Origin of the sequence: Halopseudomonas salegens (assembly GCF_900105655.1) — a bacterium.
Classification (GTDB): Bacteria; Pseudomonadota; Gammaproteobacteria; order Pseudomonadales; family Pseudomonadaceae; genus Halopseudomonas; species Halopseudomonas salegens.
The window spans coordinates 670456-689589 of record NZ_LT629787.1; the positions used below are offsets into that span (position 1 = coordinate 670456).

At 57.8% G+C, this 19134-nt stretch carries 15 protein-coding genes; all 15 read left to right on the top strand.

Annotated elements, in window-relative coordinates; all coding sequences use genetic code 11:
• Position 1 precedes the first annotated feature (1 nt).
• The 15 genes from uppS to BLU07_RS03065 all read left to right on the top strand — a co-directional run bounded on the left by uppS (position 2) and on the right by BLU07_RS03065 (position 19133).
• On the top strand, positions 2–754 hold the full coding sequence (gene uppS, locus BLU07_RS02995; RefSeq protein ID WP_092384013.1) for a polyprenyl diphosphate synthase: 753 nt from the start codon (positions 2–4) through the stop codon (positions 752–754).
• An 8-nt stretch (positions 755–762) separates the two neighbouring features.
• Positions 763–1578, top strand: coding sequence for a phosphatidate cytidylyltransferase (locus BLU07_RS03000; protein WP_092384015.1), 816 nt, complete (start codon positions 763–765; stop codon positions 1576–1578).
• On the top strand, positions 1575–2759 hold the full coding sequence (gene ispC / locus BLU07_RS03005) for a 1-deoxy-D-xylulose-5-phosphate reductoisomerase (RefSeq protein WP_092384017.1): 1185 nt from the start codon (positions 1575–1577) through the stop codon (positions 2757–2759). The genes BLU07_RS03000 and ispC overlap by 4 nt, the downstream gene beginning before the upstream one ends.
• A 42-nt stretch (positions 2760–2801) precedes the next feature.
• Positions 2802–4163, top strand: coding sequence for a sigma E protease regulator RseP (gene rseP, locus BLU07_RS03010; RefSeq protein WP_092384019.1), 1362 nt, complete (start codon positions 2802–2804; stop codon positions 4161–4163).
• 84 nt (positions 4164–4247) lie between these two features.
• Positions 4248–6641, top strand: coding sequence for an outer membrane protein assembly factor BamA (gene bamA, locus BLU07_RS03015; protein WP_092384021.1), 2394 nt, complete (start codon positions 4248–4250; stop codon positions 6639–6641).
• Positions 6642–6686: 45 nt separating this feature from the next.
• Positions 6687–7193 carry an OmpH family outer membrane protein gene (locus BLU07_RS03020; protein WP_092384023.1) on the top strand — a complete coding sequence of 169 codons (507 nt, stop codon included), beginning with the start codon at positions 6687–6689 and terminating at the stop codon, positions 7191–7193.
• A 7-nt stretch (positions 7194–7200) separates the two neighbouring features.
• Positions 7201–8262 carry a UDP-3-O-(3-hydroxymyristoyl)glucosamine N-acyltransferase gene (gene lpxD, locus BLU07_RS03025; protein ID WP_092384025.1) on the top strand — a complete coding sequence of 354 codons (1062 nt, stop codon included), beginning with the start codon at positions 7201–7203 and terminating at the stop codon, positions 8260–8262.
• Positions 8263–8311: 49 nt separating this feature from the next.
• Entirely contained in the window at positions 8312–8749 is a 438-nt protein-coding gene (fabZ, locus tag BLU07_RS03030; protein ID WP_092384027.1) for a 3-hydroxyacyl-ACP dehydratase FabZ, read from the top strand.
• On the top strand, positions 8746–9522 hold the full coding sequence (lpxA, locus tag BLU07_RS03035; protein ID WP_092384029.1) for an acyl-ACP--UDP-N-acetylglucosamine O-acyltransferase: 777 nt from the start codon (positions 8746–8748) through the stop codon (positions 9520–9522). Before fabZ ends, lpxA begins: the two co-directional genes overlap by 4 nt.
• Before the next feature lie 2 nt (positions 9523–9524).
• Complete coding sequence (lpxB, locus tag BLU07_RS03040) at positions 9525–10691, top strand: lipid-A-disaccharide synthase (RefSeq protein ID WP_092384031.1); 1167 nt, start codon at positions 9525–9527, stop codon at positions 10689–10691.
• On the top strand, positions 10688–11296 hold the full coding sequence (gene rnhB, locus BLU07_RS03045; protein WP_092384033.1) for a ribonuclease HII: 609 nt from the start codon (positions 10688–10690) through the stop codon (positions 11294–11296). The genes lpxB and rnhB overlap by 4 nt, the downstream gene beginning before the upstream one ends.
• A 91-nt stretch (positions 11297–11387) precedes the next feature.
• On the top strand, positions 11388–14912 hold the full coding sequence (gene dnaE / locus BLU07_RS03050) for a DNA polymerase III subunit alpha (RefSeq protein ID WP_092384035.1): 3525 nt from the start codon (positions 11388–11390) through the stop codon (positions 14910–14912).
• A 164-nt stretch (positions 14913–15076) separates the two neighbouring features.
• Positions 15077–16033: an acetyl-CoA carboxylase carboxyl transferase subunit alpha gene (accA, locus tag BLU07_RS03055; RefSeq protein WP_092384037.1), complete on the top strand. Its 957-nt coding sequence runs from the start codon at positions 15077–15079 to the stop codon at positions 16031–16033.
• A 3-nt stretch (positions 16034–16036) separates the two neighbouring features.
• Complete coding sequence (tilS, locus tag BLU07_RS03060) at positions 16037–17380, top strand: tRNA lysidine(34) synthetase TilS (protein ID WP_092384039.1); 1344 nt, start codon at positions 16037–16039, stop codon at positions 17378–17380.
• Positions 17381–17501: 121 nt separating this feature from the next.
• Positions 17502–19133 carry a CTP synthase gene (locus tag BLU07_RS03065; protein ID WP_092384041.1) on the top strand — a complete coding sequence of 544 codons (1632 nt, stop codon included), beginning with the start codon at positions 17502–17504 and terminating at the stop codon, positions 19131–19133.
• The last annotated feature ends 1 nt before the right edge of the window (position 19134 follow it).

The window sequence follows — 19134 nt, forward strand, 5'->3', positions numbered from 1 at the left end:
TATGAAGGCTATTGCTACCAGGGCGCGCCCGAGCGGGGTGCCGCGTCATGTTGCCATTATTATGGATGGAAACAATCGCTGGGCGCGCAAGCGTCTGTTGCCCGGTGTGGCCGGGCACAAGGCGGGAGTTGATTCGGTGCGTGCGGCGATTGAGGTCTGTGGCAATGCCGGGGTAGAAGTGCTTACCCTGTTTGCATTTTCCAGTGAGAACTGGGCCCGCCCCCAGGAAGAAGTCAGTGCCTTGATGGAGTTGTTTCTCAGTGCACTGCGTCGGGAGGTTCGCAAACTGCAGGAAAACGGCATCCGTTTGCAGATCATTGGGGAGCGCCAGCGTTTCACGACCGATTTGCAGCAGGCCATGGCGGAAGCCGAGGCCAAGACCGCGGCGGGTGACCGCATGACGTTGGTGGTGGCTGCCAATTATGGCGGTCAATGGGATATCGCTCAGGCCTGCAGGCGCCTGGCAGAGCAGGTGTCGACGGGCAACCTGGCTGTCGGGCAAATCGATGCCCAGCGAGTCGGATCCGCATTGAGTACGGCCGACTGGCCGTTGCCGGATCTGTGCATACGCACGGGTGGCGAGCGTCGAGTCAGCAATTTCATGCTCTGGCAGTTGGCCTACGCCGAGCTGTATTTTTCCGATCTTTTCTGGCCCGACTTCAAGCAGGATGCCATGCAGGCGGCGTTGGCTGATTTCGCGTCACGGCAACGCCGCTTCGGCAAAACCAGCGAACAGGTCGCTGCCGAGTCATAGGACCCAGCATGCTCAAGCAACGCATCATCACCGGGGTAATCCTCGCACCCGTCGCAGTCGCTGGAGTGGTTTTTCTCCAGGGTCTCTGGTTTGCCCTGTTCATTGGTCTGGTGGTCACTCTGGGTGCCTGGGAGTGGGCCCGGCTGTCTGGTGAGAGCGGCCAGAAAGGCAGAATAATCTATGCGGTGGCGGTGGCTATCCTGATGGTCGGCCTGTATCGGGATAGCTGGGCCTTGCCCTGGCTTATGCTGCCGGCAGTGACCTGGTGGCTGTTCGCAGCCGGCCTGGTGCTTCGCTATCCGGCATCAAAGCCTTTGATGCAAGGGCAGCTGCTGTGTCAGCTCTATGGTCTGCTGGTGCTGCTGCCGGCCTGGTACGGCCTGGTCTGGTTGCATGGCCAGCCGCATGGGCTGCGGCTGATTCTGGTGCTGGTGGTCATGGTCTGGGCCGCCGATATCGGTGCCTACTTTGCCGGCAAGGGTTTTGGCAAACGCAAGCTGATGCCTGCAGTCAGTCCCGGCAAGACACTTGAGGGTTTGCTGGGGGGGGTGGTGCTGACGGAGTTGCTGGTTCTGGCGCTGCTGTTGACCCTGAGCTGGGAGCTGCAGGCAATTGTACTGGCCATGCTGGGCACCTTGCTGGTTGTGCTGTTTTCCGTATTGGGTGACTTGAGCGAAAGCCTGTTCAAGCGTGAGCAAGGTGTCAAGGACAGCAGTAACCTGTTGCCCGGGCACGGTGGCGTGCTGGATCGGATCGACAGTCTGACGGCGGCGATTCCGGTGTTTGCCCTTGGCTGGTGGCTGATCGGGAGTCTACTCGGGTGACGCGCAAGCAAGTCACGGTGCTCGGTGCAACGGGTTCGATTGGTGTCAGCACGCTGGATGTGCTTGCTCGCCACGCCGAGTCCTACGCAGTATTTGCCCTGACCGGGCACAGTCGCATGGAGGCCCTGTATGAACAGTGCCTGGCGCATCGCCCTGTCTACGCTGTCGTGGCCAACGCCCGGCAGGCGCAGGCCTTGCAGGAGCGCTTGCGTGATGCCGGTATATCGACCCGGGTGCAGCATGGTGATGACGCCCTGGCCGCGGTTGCCGCTGATGAGCGGGTTGATGTGGTCATGGCTGCCATTGTCGGGGCTGCAGGCCTGGTGCCAACGCTGGCGGCAGCACGTGCCGGCAAGCGTGTGCTCCTGGCGAACAAGGAAGCGCTGGTCATGTCCGGAGCCTTGTTCATGAATGCGGTGCGCGACTCGGGTGCAGAGCTGTTACCGATTGACAGTGAGCACAACGCGATTTTCCAGTGCCTGCCTGCGGATTACCACAAGGGGATGTCGAGCAGTGGGGTGCGACGTATCCTGTTGACCGCTTCCGGTGGTCCTTTCCGTGAAATGCCGCTCGAGCTGTTGTCCCGGGTTACCCCAGAGCAGGCTTGTGCTCATCCCAACTGGTCAATGGGGCAAAAAATTTCCGTCGACTCGGCCAGCCTGATGAACAAGGGGCTGGAATTGATTGAAGCCTGCTGGCTGTTTGCTGCGCGACCTGACCAGGTCGAAGTGGTCGTGCACCCGCAAAGTGTCGTGCATTCAATGGTAGATTACGTTGACGGATCGGTACTGGCCCAATTGGGTAATCCGGATATGCGCACGCCAATTGCCCATGCGCTGGCCTGGCCGCAGCGGATCGACTCCGGGGTGTCGGCGCTGGATCTGTTGGCAACCGGGCGTCTGGAGTTCGAATCGCCGGATGTGCGGCGTTTCCCCTGTTTGAGCCTGGCGCGTCAGGCCGCTGAAGTCGGCGGTACCGCCTGTGCCATGCTGAATGCAGCCAATGAAGTAGCCGTTGCGGCCTTTCTGCAACAGCGCATTGGTTTTACCGACATCCCTGTTATCATTGAACAGGTAATGAACTGCCTGCCGAGTGCACAGGTCATAGATTTGGAACACATCATGTATGCCGATCATCAAGCTCGGCAATGTGCCTTCGACTGGTTGGCGCAGCACGCTTGAGTGCTGCCTGGTAACTGGTCGGACTTTCCTGTGAGGGGCTGAATGGATCTGCTGTTTACCTTGCTGGCAACTGTAGTAGCGCTCGGTTTGCTGGTCACAATCCACGAATACGGTCACTTCTGGGTGGCTCGGCGTTGTGGCGTCAAGGTATTGCGGTTTTCCATCGGCTTTGGCTCTGCCCTGTGCCGTTGGCATGACAAGCGTGGCACCGAGTACGTGATCGCCGCCATACCGCTGGGTGGTTACGTCAAGATGCTGGACGAGCGCGAAGGCGAGGTGGCTGACGAAGAGCTCGATCAGGCGTTCAACCGCAAGGACGTCAAACAGCGAATTGCCATCGTTGCCGCCGGCCCGGTGGCCAATTTTCTGCTGGCGATCGTGGCATTCTGGATTGTTGCCGTCGTCGGAGTGACGACGTTGGCGCCGGTGCTTGGCCCCGTCGTCGACGACAGTGCTGCCGCACGCGCAGGCTTGCAGTCGGGGCTGGAAATCACCCATGTCAATGGCCGGGCAACGCGCAGTTGGCACGAAGTCAACCTGCAACTGGTGCGCCGTCTCGGGGAAACCGGTGAACTGGAAATCAGCGCCCGCCCTGACAGCTCCAGTGACTCTCGGACTTATATTCTGCAACTGGATGACTGGTTGCGTGGCGCGGATCAGCCCGATCCTATCGCCGAGCTCGGTTTGAGCCCGTGGCAGCCGGCGGTAGCCCCGGTTGTTGGTCAGTTGAGCGAGGATGGTGCAGCCGAACAGGCCGGATTGCAGGTGGGTGACCGTATTGTTGCGATCAATGGCGAATCAGTCTCTGACTGGGTCTCGGAGGTGGTGCCGGCGATTCAGGCCAGTGCCAATCAGCCGCTGGTCATGGCCGTTGAGCGAGAAGGTCGCCGCCTGTCCCTGCAGCTCAGGCCGGATGGGCGTGAAGTCAACGGCGAGCTGCAAGGCTTTATCGGCGCCGGGGTGGCCGCTTTTGAATGGCCCGAGCACATGGTTCGCAGCATAAGTTATAACCCGTTGATTGCAGTGCCGGTCGCCGTTCGCCAGACCTGGGACATGACGGTGCTGACCCTGGACTCGATTCGCAAGATGTTCACGGGCCTGGTCTCGGCAAAAAACTTGAGTGGCCCGATAACCATTGCTAAAGTGGCGGGCGATTCGGCCAAGTCAGGGCTTGAGACCTTTCTCAGCTTTATCGCCTACCTGAGTATCAGTCTGGGCGTGCTGAACCTGCTACCTGTTCCAGTGCTGGATGGGGGGCATCTGGTGTATTACTTTGCCGAATGGATACGCGGTAAGCCAGTGCCCGAGCGGATACAGATCTGGGGGTTTCAGATTGGCCTGACCCTGATTCTGGGCATTATGGCATTTGCCATTTTCAATGACATCAGCCGCCTTGGCGGCTGATTGACAGGCCAGCAATACCGACACGATCCGAGCCGACGCCAGAGGGCGCGGCATGCTAATAACCAGTCAGTCAGAACGGAATTCATGAAATCTTACCTCTTGCCCGCGCTTTTGCTGACCCTCTTCGCGCCAGCGGTCTTCGCCGATGCTTTTCAGATCAATGATATTCGCGTCAACGGTTTGCAACGGGTGTCTGCTGGCAGTGTGTTCAGTGCCCTGCCATTGAATATTGGTGATGAGGCAGACGAGCGTGCTTTGGTCGAGGCCTCGCGCTCCCTGTTTCAGACGGGTTTCTTTCAGGATATTCAGCTCGGCCGTGAAGGTGACGTGCTGGTTATCCGCGTTGTCGAGCGGCCGGCCATTGCCAGTATCGAGCTGGAAGGCAACAAGGCCATCGAGTCGGAAGATTTGCTGACCGGTCTGCGTTCGGCGGGCCTGGCTGAAGGTGAGATTTTCCAGCAAGCGACCCTGGAAGGGGTGCGCAATGAGCTGTTGCGCCAATATGTCGGTCAGGGTCGATATTCAGCTGATATCGAGGCCCAGGTGATTCCTGAGCCGCGCAATCGGGTGGCGCTGAAAATCACCATTGATGAAGGTGAAATGGCACGTATTGCCGATATCAATGTTGTCGGCAACACGGTCTACAGCAACAAGGAACTGACCAACCTGTTTGAATTGAAGACCAGCCGACGCTGGCTGAAGTTCCTGCGCAGCAGCGATCGTTATTCAAGAGAGAAGCTGTCGGGTGATCTTGAACGTCTGCGTTCTTTTTACCTTGATCGCGGCTATATCAACATGGCTATTGCCTCGACCCAGGTATCCATTACTCCGGACAAGAAAGAAGTCTACATTACCGTCAACATTGAAGAAGGTGATCGTTACACGGTAAATGATGTCTCCCTCGCCGGTGATCTGGTAGTAGGCGAGCAGGACATCCGTAACTTGCTGCTGATAGCGCCGGGTCAGATATTCTCGCGCCAGGTACTGACCTCTACCTCGGATTTGATCAGTCGCCGCCTGGGTAACGAGGGCTATACCTTTGCCAATGTCAACGGCATCCCCGAGGTCAACGAAGAGGACAAGACCGTCGAGGTGACTTTCTATGTTGATCCGGGCAAGCGCGCCTATGTCAACCGCATCAATTTCCGCGGCAACACCAAGACAGATGACGAGGTACTGCGCCGCGAGATGCGACAAATGGAAGGCGGTTGGGCATCTACACACCTGATCGATGCCTCCAAGGTCCGCCTGGAACGCCTGGGCTTTTTCCGTGAAGTCGATGTGGAAACCAACCAGGTACCTGGTAGCGATGACCTGGTTGACGTCAACTACACGGTGGAAGAGCAGCCTTCCGGGTCGGTGACCGCCAGCCTTGGCTTCGCCCAGGGTACTGGTCTGATTCTGGGTGGGTCGATCAGCCAGAACAACTTCTTTGGTACCGGTAACCGGGTTAACTTCAGTGCCACCCGATCTGAATACCAGACAGCGCTGTCTTTCGGATTCCTCGACCCTTACTTTACAGTGGACGGGGTCAGCCTGGGCTACAATGCCTTTTACCGCGCGACCGATTATGATCGCCTGAATGTGGATGTTTCCAGCTACGCTGTTGATTCCTTTGGTGGCGGCTTCAATATCGGCTACCCGATGACAGAGAACTCGCGCTTGTCTTTCGGCTTGTCACTGCAGCACGACGAGATCAAGACCGGACGCTATACCGTGTTGGAGATTCAGGATTTTCTGCGTGAGGAAGGTGAGAAGCACCTTACCTACCGATTCAATGCTGGCTGGTCCCACTCAACGCTCAATCGCGGTGTGTTTCCTGATCGTGGCAGTTCACAATCCCTCAATTTTGCGGTGACTCTGCCGGGTAGTGACCTCGAGTTTTATACCCTTGACTATCGTGGTCAGCGTTTCTTCCCGCTCACCCAGGATCTTACCCTGCGCTTGCATACCGATCTGGGATTCGGTGGCCGGATGGGCAACACCAGCCGACTTCCCTTCTATGAGCACTATTATGCCGGCGGTATCGGTTCGGTGCGTGGCTTCCGTGATAATACGCTGGGTCCCCGCAGCACACCGAGTCGCAGCAATGATGATGATCCTCGCTTCCCGCCGGGTACTCTGACAGATCCGGATCAGGACCCTTTGCCCTTCGGTGGTAACGTGAAGATTACCGGTGGTGTCGAGTTGCTGTTTCCCTTGCCTTTCATAGCGGACCAGCGCTCCTTGCGCACCGTGGTCTTTATTGACGCGGGCAACGTGTACGATACCTATTGCACCAATGAAGTACTGGTCAATGGTGATGAGAACAGCGGTTGTGGTGATCTTGATCTGGGCGAGTTGCGTTACAGTGCGGGTCTTGGACTGAACTGGCTGACTGCTCTGGGCCCGCTTGGTTTCAGTCTGGGTACGGCGCTGAATGATCAGTCAGGTGATAGCACACAGTTTTTCCAGTTTACATTGGGTCAGTCGTTCTGATCCGGGGTCGCCTTACAAATACAAAACCAGCAGGAGTGATGTTAAGTGCGAAATTTGTTTAAAACCATTGCCTTGGTAGCCCTTGTCGGGGTGACCTTGCCCGCCGCTGCCGAAATGAAAATTGCGGTTATCAACTACGAGCGCGCCGTCATGGAGTCTGACGCGGCCAAGCGACATTCCGCCGAGATGGAAGAGCGTCTGGGCAGCCAGGTGCAGCGCCTGCAAAACCTTGAGCGCGAGATGCGTCGTTTGCAGGAGCGTGGTCAGGCTGAACGTGATCGCCTGGAACAGGACGAGCTGGAAAAGCTCGAACTGGAATTCCGTCAGCGTGCCCGTGAGCGTGAACAGCAGGCCCAGCAACTGCAGGAAGCCAAGCAGGCGGCTGATCGGCAGATGCTGGAACAGCTGCAGCCGCGCCTCAATTCGGTGATTGAAACCATCATCGATAGCAATGATTACGATCTGGTGCTGGATGCCAGCGCAGTTGTGCACGTTACCCCTGATCGCGATATTACCAATCAGGTAATCGAGCGTCTGAACAGTTCGCGTTGAAGCGTTCATGAGTCAGCCTGACACGCTTACCCTCATCCAATTGGCCGAGCGTCTGGACGCTCGGTTACAGGGTGATGGCAATCAGCGCATTAGTGGCCTGGCGACTTTGCAGCAAGCAGAGCCGCAGGATTTGAGTTTTCTGGCCAACAGTCAGTACCGCAAATACCTTGCCGACACTCGGGCCGGCGCGGTGTTGCTGCGCGAAAGTGATGCTGCAGGCTTTGGGGGTAACGCCCTGATTGTTGCAGATCCCTACCTGACCTATGCGCGCCTGTCGCATCATTTTGATCGCAAGCCTAAAGCAGCGGCTGGCATTCACCCGACAGCGGTGATTGCCGCCAGCGCCCATATTGACCCGACGGCGAGTATCGGAGCCGGGGTCGTGATTGAGGATGGGGTGGTGATTGCAGCGCGTGTGATGGTCGGTGCGCAGAGCTTTGTCGGTGCCCGTTCGCATATAGGGGAGGAGGGCTGGCTGGCTCCCCGGGTCACGCTTTATCATGATGTGCAGATCGGCAAGCGCGTCAGCATTCAATCCGGGGCGGTAATCGGTTCGGAAGGCTTCGGTTTTGCCAATAATCAGGGACAGTGGGAGAAAATTGCCCAGATTGGAGGGGTCCTGATCGGTGATGATGTCGATATCGGCGCCAATACCACCATCGATCGCGGGGCGCTGTCCGACACTGTTATTGCCAATGGCGTCAAGCTGGACAATCAGATCCAGATTGCCCACAACGTACACGTCGGTGAGCATACCGCCATGGCCGCCTGTGTGGGTATTTCCGGCAGCACGCGGATCGGCAGACATTGCACCATCGCCGGTGGTGTGGGCATGGTCGGACATATTGAAGTCTGTGATCACGCCTTTGTCACGGGTATGACCATGGTCACCCGCTCGATTACCGAGCCGGGTGCCTATTCATCCGGTACCGCCATGCAAACGGTCGCGGACTGGAGAAAGAGCGCAGCCCGATTGCGCCAGTTGGATGGCTTGTTCAAGCGGGTCCAGCAACTCGAGAAACAACTGGCTGACGTGACTTCGTCGGCTGCGGACTCATCAGACGCTTGAACCCGCCTACGGGCTCATCCAAACCTTTTGCGCAAGGCCTGCTAAGAACATGGACATTAACGAAATAAAACAGTTTCTACCCCACCGATATCCCTTTCTGTTGGTGGATCGGGTATCCGAGCTGGATCTGGAGGCCAAACGCATACATGCCTACAAGAATGTCTCGGTCAACGAGCCATTTTTCAACGGACATTTTCCGCAGCACCCGATCATGCCCGGTGTCCTGATTATCGAGGCCATGGCCCAGGCGGCAGGTCTGCTCGGGTTCAAGATGATGAATGTGAAACCGGAAGATGGCACCCTGTATTACTTCGTCGGTTCCGACAAGCTGCGTTTTCGTCAGCCGGTGGTGCCCGGTGACCAGCTTCAGTTGGAAGCCCAGTATCTGAGTGATCGGCGAGGTATCTGGAAATTTGCCTGTCGCGCCAGTGTTGACGGCAAAGAAGCCTGTTCAGCCGAAATCGTTTGTGCGGAACGCAAGATATGAGTCGAATTCATCCCCAGGCGATCGTTGATCCCGGCGCCCGACTGGCTGATGATGTCGACGTTGGGCCCTGGACTCTGATTGGCCCGGATGTAGAGATTGGTTCCGGCACGGTTATTGGCCCCCATGTGGTCATCAAGGGGCCGACCCGAATCGGCCAACGCAACCGCATTTTCCAGTTTGCTTCGGTAGGCGAAGACTGTCAGGACAAAAAATACAACGGTGAACCGACCCGGCTCGAGATCGGTGACGACAACGTTATCCGTGAAGGCTGCACCCTGCACCGCGGTACGGTGCAAGATCAGGCTGTGACCCGGATTGGGCACCGCAATTTACTGATGGCATACGTGCATGTTGCCCATGATTGCGTGCTTGGCAACGACATTATCATGGCCAACAACGCGACGATCGCTGGTCACGTGCAAGTGGCTGACGGTGCGATCCTGGGTGGTTATACAACCGTTCATCAATTTTGCCAGATTGGTCCCTGGTCGATGAGTGCTGCAAACAGTGCAGTGTTCAAGGATATTCCAGCCTATGTCATGGTTGGGGGCAATCCGGCCAGCGCGCACGGCATGAACTTCGAGGGTATGCGTCGACGGGGTTACAGTCCAGAGCTGGTTGCCGCGCTAAGGCGTGCCTACAAGGTGGTTTATCGGCAGGGCCTGACTTTGCAGCAAGCCTTGCAGGAGTTGCAGGCCAGCGCTGAAGAATATGCCGAAATCGCGGTTTACCGCGATTCCATTATCGCCTCGACGCGCGGCATCACGCGCTGACCATGCAAGCTTCCGAGCGGCCGCTGTGCGTTGCCCTGGTGGCTGGCGAGGCCTCCGGTGACACGCTGGGCGCTGGTCTGATCAAGGCGCTGCGCGAACGCTTCCCCAACGCTCGTTTTATCGGTATCGGCGGGCCGCGCATGCAGTCTGCCGGACTGGTGTCACAGGTGCCCATGGAGCGGCTGTCGGTTATGGGGCTGGTTGAGGTCCTGGGCCGTTTGCGCGAGTTACTGCGTATTCGCCGTGAACTGGTCGATTTTCTCCGTCAGGAAAAGCCGGATGTATTTATCGGCATCGACGCGCCGGATTTTACTCTGGGCGTGGAGCGGCGTCTGCGTGATGCAGGGATTGCGACTGTGCATTATGTCAGTCCGTCAGTGTGGGCCTGGCGCGAGAAGCGCGTACTGGGTATCAAACAATCAACTGACCTGATGCTCACGCTGTTTCCTTTTGAACAGGCGGTCTACCAGCAACATGGTGTCATGGTGCGCTGTGTCGGGCATACTCTGGCCGATGAGATTCCATTGCAGCCTGACCGTGAGGCGGCGCGAAGAAAATTGGGGCTGGATACCGAGGCAAGGGTGCTGGCGCTCATGCCCGGCAGTCGCAATGGTGAGCTCCGCAAGCTGGGGCGGTTGTTTCTGGACACTGCGAACTGGTGTTTGCAGCGTGATCCCGGTCTGCGGTTCGTACTGCCCTGCGCCAATGCTGAACGCCGTCTGCAGATGGAAGCGATTCTGGCCGAAAGTGGCCTGACCTTGCCGCTGACCCTGCTTGATGGTCAGGCCCATGAGGCGTTGGCGTCCTGTGATGCCGTCTTGATTGCTTCGGGAACCGCTACTCTGGAGGCCATGCTGTTCAAACGGCCGATGGTGGTGGCATACCGGATGGCCGGATTGACCTTCAAAATTCTCAGTCGGCTGGTCAAGGTTGAGTATGTGGCCTTGCCCAATCTTCTCGCCGGGCGAGAAGTGGCACCCGAGTTTCTCCAGGATGCGGCTACACCCGAAGCGATGGGGGCTGCGTTACTGGAACGCCTGCAAGCCACTGACACCCGGGAGCAGGTAATGGCCGATTACCTTCGTTTGCACCAAATGCTGCGGCGTGATGCTGATCAGGCGGCGGCTGATGCCGTAACTGAACTCTTGATTGCCCGGGGGCGGGCATGAACCAGTTGGCAATGGAGTGGAGTTTGGCGGCAACGGATGATGAGCGGGTGGCTGGAGTGGATGAAGTGGGGCGCGGCCCCCTCTGTGGTGCGGTAGTTACCGCTGCGGTCATTCTCGATCCGCAAAGGCCGGTTGCAGGCTTGCAGGATTCGAAGAAACTCACGGAAAAGCGTCGTGAGGCTCTGTTTCCCCTGATTCAACAAAATGCCTTGGCCTGGTGTATTGCCCGTGCAGAGGTAGAAGAAATCGATCAGTTGAACATCCTTCACGCGACCATGCTGGCAATGCAGCGGGCTGTTGCAGGTTTGTCGGTTCGCCCGGATCGGGTACTGATAGATGGCAACCGTTGCCCCCCATTGCCGATGCCCGCAGAGGCGGTTATCAAGGGTGATAGCCGGGTTCCGGCGATTGCAGCAGCCTCTATTCTGGCCAAGGTGGCGCGGGATCGGGAGATGCAGATTCTGGATCGGGAGTACCCCGGTTACGGTATCGCCGGGCACAAGGGCTATCCTACGCCGGTGCACTTGCAGGCCCTGGAAATATTGGGTCCGACACCGATCCATCGGCGCTCATTCGGGCCGGTGCGCCGCTTGCTCGGCATTTGAGTCCAATGCCGGCAGCGCGCCCGGCTGGTGTCAAATTGTGAGCGGCATGGGTACAATCGATAGCCTTGATTCATCCGAAGACAGGAATCCCATGTCCGCTACTTTTGTCCATCTGCGCGTCCACAGCGAATACTCCCTGGTTGATGGGCTGGTCAAGGTAAAACCCTTGATCAAGGCGGTAGCAGAGGCAGGAATGCCGGCGGTAGCAGTGACCGACCAGGGCAATATGTGCAGCCTGGTCAAATTCTATCGTGGTGCCATGGGCGCCGGCCTGAAGCCGATTTCCGGTGTCGATGTCTGGCTGCGTGGGCTGGAGGATGACAGCCAGCTGACGCGCATGACCCTGCTGTCGATGAATGACCGTGGTTATCGCAACCTGACCGAGCTGATTTCCCGTGGTTTTACCGAAGGCCAGCGCAACGGCCTGGCCACCTTGCAGCGGGAATGGATTGCGGATGCCTCTGAGGGACTGATTGCCTTGTCCGGAGCCAAGGAGGGGGAAATCGGTCTGGCTTTGCTGTCGTCCAACCCGCAATTGGCCGATGAATTGCTGGCCTGGTGGATGCAGGCTTTTCCTGATCGCTTCTATCTTGAGTTGCAACGCACAGCCCGGCCCAACGATGAAGAGCATGTGCATGCTGCCGTTGCCCTTGCCGCGCGAACGGGTTGCCCGGTGGTGGCGACCAATGATGTACGTTTCCTCAAGCGAGAGGATTACGAAGCCCATGAAACCCGGGTCTGTATTGGTGAGGGGCGAGCGCTGGACGATCCACGTCGGGTTCGTCAGTACAGTGAAGAGCAATACCTGAAGACTCCGGCAGAAATGGCCGAGCTGTTTGCCGACTTGCCGGTAGCGCTGGAAAACAGTGTCGAGATCGCCAGACGCTGCAATATCAATGTACAGCTGGGTACCTATTTCCTGCCTGATTTCCCGATTCCCGAGGGCATGACCCTGGAGGAGTTCTTCAAGAAGGTCTCTTTCGAGGGCCTGGAAGAGCGCCTCAAGGTCGTGTTGCCGGCGGATACCCCGGATTACGAACAGAAGCGTCAGGTGTATGTCGACCGGCTCAATTTCGAGCTCGATATCATCAACCAGATGGGCTTTCCCGGCTACTTCCTGATCGTTATGGACTTTATCAAGTGGGCCAAGCAGAACGGCGTACCCGTCGGGCCGGGCCGGGGCTCCGGGGCCGGTTCGCTGGTCGCCTATTCGCTGCTGATTACCGACCTTGATCCGTTGCAGTACGACCTGCTGTTCGAGCGCTTCCTCAATCCGGAACGGGTATCGATGCCCGACTTTGATGTCGACTTCTGCATGGAAGGCCGTGACCGGGTGATCGACTATGTGGCTGAGACTTACGGCCGTAATGCGGTGTCCCAGATCATTACCTTCGGCACCATGGCGGCCAAGGCGGTTGTCCGTGATGTGGCACGGGTGCAGGGCAAGTCCTACGGGCTGGCGGACAAGCTGTCGAAGATGATCCCGTTCGAAGTCGGCATGACCCTGGCCAAGGCCTTCGAACAGGAAGAGCCGCTGCGTGAATTCCTCGCGGCTGACGAGGAGGCGCAGGAAATCTGGGACATGGCGCTGAAACTGGAAGGCATTACCCGTAATGTTGGCAAGCATGCCGGCGGGGTGGTGATTGCGCCGACCAAGCTGACTGACTTCGCGCCGCTGTATTGTGACGAGTCGGGCGGCGGCCTGGTGACCCAGTTTGACAAGGATGATGTCGAGTCCGCAGGCCTGGTCAAGTTTGACTTCCTCGGGCTGCGTACCCTGACCATTATCAAGTGGGCGCTGGAGACCATCAACCGGACGCGGGCCGAGCAGGATGAAGCACCGCTGAATATCGACTTCATTCCGCTGGATGATGCGCCGACCTATCGCATGCTGCAGAAAGCGGAAACCACTGCCGTTTTCCAGCTGGAATCGCGCGGCATGAAGGAGCTGATCAAGAAGCTCAAGCCGGATTGTCTGGAAGATCTGATCGCACTGGTCGCGCTGTTTCGTCCGGGCCCGTTGCAGTCAGGCATGGTCGATGACTTTATCAATCGCAAACATGGTCGTGAAGTCGTTTCCTACCCACACCCTAACTATCAGTACGACGGGCTCAAGCCTGTACTGGCGCCGACTTACGGCATCATCCTGTATCAGGAACAGGTGATGCAGATTGCTCAGGTCATGGCCGGTTACACCCTGGGTGGTGCCGACATGCTGCGCCGCGCCATGGGCAAGAAAAAGCCCGAGGAAATGGCCAAGCAACGGGCGGTTTTCCTGGATGGCTGTGAGAATAATGGAATTGACGCTGAGCTGGCAGGTAATATCTTTGATCTGGTGGAAAAGTTTGCCGGTTACGGGTTCAACAAGTCGCACTCGGCGGCCTATGGCCTGGTTTCCTACCAGACCGCCTGGCTCAAGGCGCATTACCCGGCACCCTTTATGGCTGCGGTGCTCTCGGCAGATATGCACAACACCGACAAGGTGGTGACGCTGATTGAGGAATGTCGCAGCATGAAGCTGCGCATCAAGGCCCCGAACGTCAATGTGTCGGAGTACAAGTTTACCGTTGATGAGGCGGGTGACGTGGTCTATGGCCTGGGCGCGATCAAGGGCGTCGGGGAAGGTCCGGTGGAAACGATCGTGGAAACCCGTCAGGCCGGCGGACCATACGAGAACCTGTTCGACTTTTGCGCCCGGGTTGACCTCAAGCGAATCAACAAGCGGGTGATGGAAGCCTTGATCCGCAGTGGCGCACTGGATTCGCTGGGTCCTTTCTTTGCTACCGAGCAGGACGCCTATCTGGAACAGATCGACCGCAACCGCGCGACCCTGATGGCGGCGATGGAAGAGGCCATGGCATCTGCCGAGCAGACCGCGAAAAGTGCCGATAGCGGGCATGATGACCTGTTTGGTGACCTGCTGGGCCCGTCTACTGAACGGGATGTGTATGAAAGTTATCGCAAGGTGCGTGAGTGGAATTTCAAGGATCGTCTGCGCGGAGAGAAAGATACGCTGGGTCTTTACCTGACTGGCCATCCGATTGACGAATATGAACAGGAGGTGCGCCGCTTTGCACGGCAACGCATTCTCGACCTCAAACCATCGCGCGACAGCCAGACCATTGCCGGCCTGGTATTTGATCTTCGGGTTATGAAGAACAAGCGGGGGGACAAGGTTGGTTTTGTGACTCTGGATGACCGTTCGGCACGGATTGAAGCTTCTCTGTTTGCCGAAGCATTCCAGGCTGCACAGGCGTTGCTGCAAAAAGATGCCTTGCTGGTTGTCGAAGGGGAAGTGGCCGTGGATGACTTTTCCGGCGGTCTGCGGATGCGGGCCAAGCGCGTCATGAGCCTGGAGGAGGCGCGTTCCAGTCTGCTTGACAGTGTGCGGATCAAGCTGGACAGCGTGCGTCACGGGCCGGATTGTCTGCAACACATGGCGGGACTGCTCAAGCAATATCAGGGTAATTGTGCGGTAAGTATTGACCTGCAACACCCGGATGCTACAGCCGAGTTGCGCCTTGGCGACGAGTGGCGGGTCGAACCGGCAGATGAATTGGTGCAACATCTGCGTGACCAACTGGGCAAAGACTGCGTCTCCTTGCAATACCGCTAGGCGGAGTCTTGTGGTATTGCGAGCTTGAAGCAGCAAGCTAACAAGCCAGCTCATAACCGCTTGCCGCCAGTTGCGGGTAGCGTGCAGCTCACAGCGCTGGTGCGCTGTGTTAGGCTATGGAAAACAACTTTTAGGACGTCAGCAGACGTGGATAATGGACGCTTATGAGCAGAAGCCAGAAATACCTGGAATTTGAACAGCCAATTGCCGATCTGCAGGCCAAGATTGAAGAGCTGCGTTTGGTCGGTAGCGACAACTCGATCAATATCAGCGAAGAGATCAACAAGCTGCAGGAAAAGAGCAAGTCGCTGACCGAGAACATCTTCGGCAGCCTGAGCAGCTGGCAGATTGCCCAGCTTGCGCGCCACCCGCAGCGCCCCTACACCCTGGATTACGTCAAACATATATTCACCGACTTTGAAGAGCTGCACGGCGATCGACATTTTGCCGACGATGCCGCCATTGTTGGTGGCCTGGCCCGTCTCGAGGGGCGCCCGGTGATGGTGATCGGGCATCAGAAAGGTCGCGACGTCAAAGAGAAAGTCCGTCGCAACTTTGGCATGCCGAAGCCGGAAGGTTATCGCAAGGCGTGCCGACTGATGGAAATGGCCCAGCGCTTCAAACTCCCGATTCTGACCTTTATCGATACGCCTGGCGCTTATCCGGGTATTGATGCCGAAGAGCGTGGCCAGAGCGAAGCTATCGCGTGGAATCTGCAAGTCATGTCGCGGTTGAAAACACCGATAATCGCTACCGTGATTGGTGAAGGTGGCTCCGGCGGGGCCTTGGCAATTGGCGTCTGCGACCGTTTGATGATGCTGCAATACTCCACCTACTCGGTGATATCACCGGAAGGCTGTGCCTCGATTCTGTGGAAGAAGTCAGAAAAGGCCAGCGATGCGGCTGAAGCCATGGGGATGACTGCACCACGTCTGAAGGAGTTGGGTCTGGTTGATAACCTGATTCCCGAGCCGCTTGGTGGTGCCCATCGAGATCCGGTTAAAACCGCCGATACCATCAAGAAGCAACTCCTGGCCGAACTGGACAAGCTGCAGGCCAAGTCTGATGACGAGTTGCTCGACAGCCGCTACCAGCGCTTGATGGCCTTCGGTATCAAGTAATTCATGGCTATGCCGCCCTTCAGTCCCGAGGCGCTGCTTGCGGCTCTCGGGCCGGTGCGGCAAGCTCCGGCGCTATGGCTTGCCTTGTCTGGTGGTGCCGATTCCATGGCTTTGCTGCAAGCGCTGGGTGACGTGCGCGAACAGCTGCCCCCGCTCAAGGCAATTCATATCCATCATGGCCTGCATGCTGACGCTGATAAATGGGCGGCTGTCTGTAACCGCGCTTGTGCCGAGCGCGGCATTCCATTTCACTGTCAGCGGATAACGCTGACGGCTGACAGCAATATCGAGCAGGCGGCACGAGATGCCCGTTATCAGGTATTTGCCCGGCTGCTTGGCGCTGACGAGGTCATGCTGTTGGCTCAGCATCAGGATGATCAGGTAGAAACCCTGTCTTTGCGTTTGCTGCGAGGTACCGGGCTGCGAGGCTTGGCCGGTATGCCACAGCGTCGTCCTCTGGGGTGCGGAGAGCTGTTTCGGCCATTGCTGAACTATCGCCGGGCTGACTTGCAGCACTGGCTGCGCACCCGCAATCTGACCTGGGTTGAAGACCCCGCTAACAGTGACCCGCGTTTTGCCCGTAGCTGGTTGCGACACCAGGCGCTGCCAATGCTGACCCGGAAATGGCCGCAAGCGCCTGGCAGTCTGTTGCGCCTGGCCGGCCATGCAGCTGAAGCCAATCAATTGCTGGATGAGCTGGCAGCGGAGGATGAAGCTGCGGTTCGGAGTGTGTCCACTGATCCCTGGTTACGGAGCTTTGCTGCGCTGGATCTGGCGGGTGTTCAGCGTTTGACCCCACCCCGCCAGCGCAATGTGCTGCGGTACTGGTTGCTGCAGTATGGCTGTCGGCTACCGGATCAACGCCACTTGCAGGGATTGCAGGCCCAGTTGTTGTCAGCGCAAGACCGTCAACCTCACTGGCAGCTGCCGGATGCCCGATTGGAGATATCCCGGGGAAGTATATGGTTGCTGCCAGCGTCTGGTATCCCGGCAGGTGAAGCAGAGCCGTTGCTGGATCAGGCGCAAATGCGGCTGGCGGCGGGCAATGGCCGGTTGCATCAATCCAGTGCCCGGGATTCTTTGCCATGGCCTGGTGACTGGCAGCTTCGTTATCGTCAGGGTGGAGAACTGGTGCAGTTGCCTGGCCGGCCGCAAAAAAGCCTCAAGGCATTGTTGCAGGAGGCGCAGCTACCCGCCTGGCTTCGGCCAGCGATCCCCCTGATTTACTGTGACGGACAATTGGTCAGTATTGGCGGCCGTTGGCACACAGCCGAATACTGCAACCGTATCCGGCATTGCGCCTGGTCCCTTGTCTGGGAACCCCTGGTTGGCTGCCTTGAGGATTGAGCAAACCCCGGGCCTCTGGTATCCTGACTTCCCATCTTGACGAGACTTTGGGAAGCCATCCCCAAGCCTCCCTTCGATTCCCTGCGGCGCTGCCGCCTAACAGTTCAATCACGGGTTTTTCATGACGCGCTACATCTTCGTCACGGGTGGTGTTGTATCTTCTTTGGGCAAGGGCATCGCCTCGGCATCGCTGGCGGCGATCCTTGAAGCGCGGGGCCTCAAGGTCACCATGCTCAAGCTTGACCCCTATATCAACGTCGACCCCGGCACCATGAGTCCCTTCCAGCATGGTGAGGTGTTTGTCACCCATGATGGCGCGGAAACCGACCTCGACCTGGGTCACTACGAGCGCTTTATCAGCTCGACCATGAGTCGCTCGAACAACTTCACCACCGGCCGGGTGTATGAAGATGTGCTGCGCAAGGAGCGCCGGGGTGATTATCTCGGTGCAACCATCCAGGTCATCCCGCATATTACCGATGAGATCAAGAGTCGCATCATCAAGGGTGCCGGCGACGCCGACGTGGCCCTGGTGGAAATCGGCGGTACCGTGGGTGATATCGAATCCCAGCCCTTCCTCGAAGCCATCCGTCAGTTGCGTGTGGAAGTAGGCGCCAAGCGTGCCATGCTGATGCACCTGACCCTGGTGCCTTACATTGCGACGGCGGGCGAGACCAAGACCAAGCCGACCCAGCACTCGGTGAAAGAGCTGCGCTCCATCGGCTTGCAGCCTGATGTGCTCATCTGCCGCTCCGATCATCCGATTGACCTGTCGTCACGGCGCAAGATTGCGCTGTTCACCAACGTGGAAGAACGCGCGGTTATCGGTCTGGAAGATGTCGATACCATCTACAAGATCCCCGGTGTTTTGCATGCGCAAGGGCTGGATGATTTTGTCATCGAGCGCTTCGGCCTGGATTGCGGTGGGGCCGATCTGAGTGAGTGGGATCGGGTCGTCGATGCCAAACTCAACCCCGAGCATGAAGTAACCATCGCCATGGTCGGCAAATATATGGAGCTGCTGGATGCCTACAAATCGCTGATTGAAGCACTCAGCCATGCCGGTATCCAGAGTCGCACCAAGGTCAATTTGCGCTACATCGATTCGGAAGATATTGAAAATCAGGGCACCGGACTGCTCAAGGACGTCGATGCCATCCTGGTCCCCGGTGGCTTTGGTCAGCGCGGCGTGGAAGGCAAGATTGCCACTGTGCGTTATGCCCGTGAAAACAGGATTCCCTATCTGGGTATCTGTCTTGGCATGCAGGTGGCAGTCATTGAGTATGCTCGCAGTCAGCTCGGCTGGGAGGATGCCAACTCCACCGAATTCGACAAGACCAGTGGGCATCCGGTGATTGGTCTGATCACTGAATGGCAGACGGCAACCGGCTCCAAAGAACAACGTAGTGAAGACTCTGACCTGGGTGGCACCATGCGCCTGGGGGGGCAAGAGTGTGCGCTGGAGCCGGGCTCCAAAGCCCATGATTGCTATGCAAAGGATGTCATTGTCGAGCGCCATCGTCATCGCTACGAAGTCAACAATGTGCTGCTGCCCGAGTTGCAGGCAGCCGGACTCAAGGTGTCGGGTCGTTCGGTGGATGGTGCCCTGGTGGAGGTTGTGGAAGTGGCTGACCACCCCTGGTTTGTCGCCTGTCAGTTCCACCCTGAATTCACCTCGACCCCGCGTTATGGTCACCCGTTGTTCAGTGGTTTCGTCAATGCGGCGTTGGCCCAGCACAATAAGCCCAATTGAG

Bases quoted from the DNA above. Each gene is read 5' to 3' on its own strand.
- uppS (WP_092384013.1), top strand. From the start codon at position 2: ATGAAGGCTATTGCTACCAGGGCGCGCCCGAGCGGGGTGCCGCGTCAT.
- BLU07_RS03000 (WP_092384015.1), top strand. From the start codon at position 763: ATGCTCAAGCAACGCATCATCACCGGGGTAATCCTCGCACCCGTCGCA.
- rseP (WP_092384019.1), top strand. From the start codon at position 2,802: ATGGATCTGCTGTTTACCTTGCTGGCAACTGTAGTAGCGCTCGGTTTG.
- bamA (WP_092384021.1), top strand. From the start codon at position 4,248: ATGAAATCTTACCTCTTGCCCGCGCTTTTGCTGACCCTCTTCGCGCCA.
- lpxD (WP_092384025.1), top strand. From the start codon at position 7,201: ATGAGTCAGCCTGACACGCTTACCCTCATCCAATTGGCCGAGCGTCTG.
- fabZ (WP_092384027.1), top strand. From the start codon at position 8,312: ATGGACATTAACGAAATAAAACAGTTTCTACCCCACCGATATCCCTTT.
- lpxA (WP_092384029.1), top strand. From the start codon at position 8,746: ATGAGTCGAATTCATCCCCAGGCGATCGTTGATCCCGGCGCCCGACTG.
- lpxB (WP_092384031.1), top strand. From the start codon at position 9,525: ATGCAAGCTTCCGAGCGGCCGCTGTGCGTTGCCCTGGTGGCTGGCGAG.
- rnhB (WP_092384033.1), top strand. From the start codon at position 10,688: ATGAACCAGTTGGCAATGGAGTGGAGTTTGGCGGCAACGGATGATGAG.
- dnaE (WP_092384035.1), top strand. From the start codon at position 11,388: ATGTCCGCTACTTTTGTCCATCTGCGCGTCCACAGCGAATACTCCCTG.
- accA (WP_092384037.1), top strand. From the start codon at position 15,077: ATGAGCAGAAGCCAGAAATACCTGGAATTTGAACAGCCAATTGCCGAT.
- tilS (WP_092384039.1), top strand. From the start codon at position 16,037: ATGGCTATGCCGCCCTTCAGTCCCGAGGCGCTGCTTGCGGCTCTCGGG.
- BLU07_RS03065 (WP_092384041.1), top strand. From the start codon at position 17,502: ATGACGCGCTACATCTTCGTCACGGGTGGTGTTGTATCTTCTTTGGGC.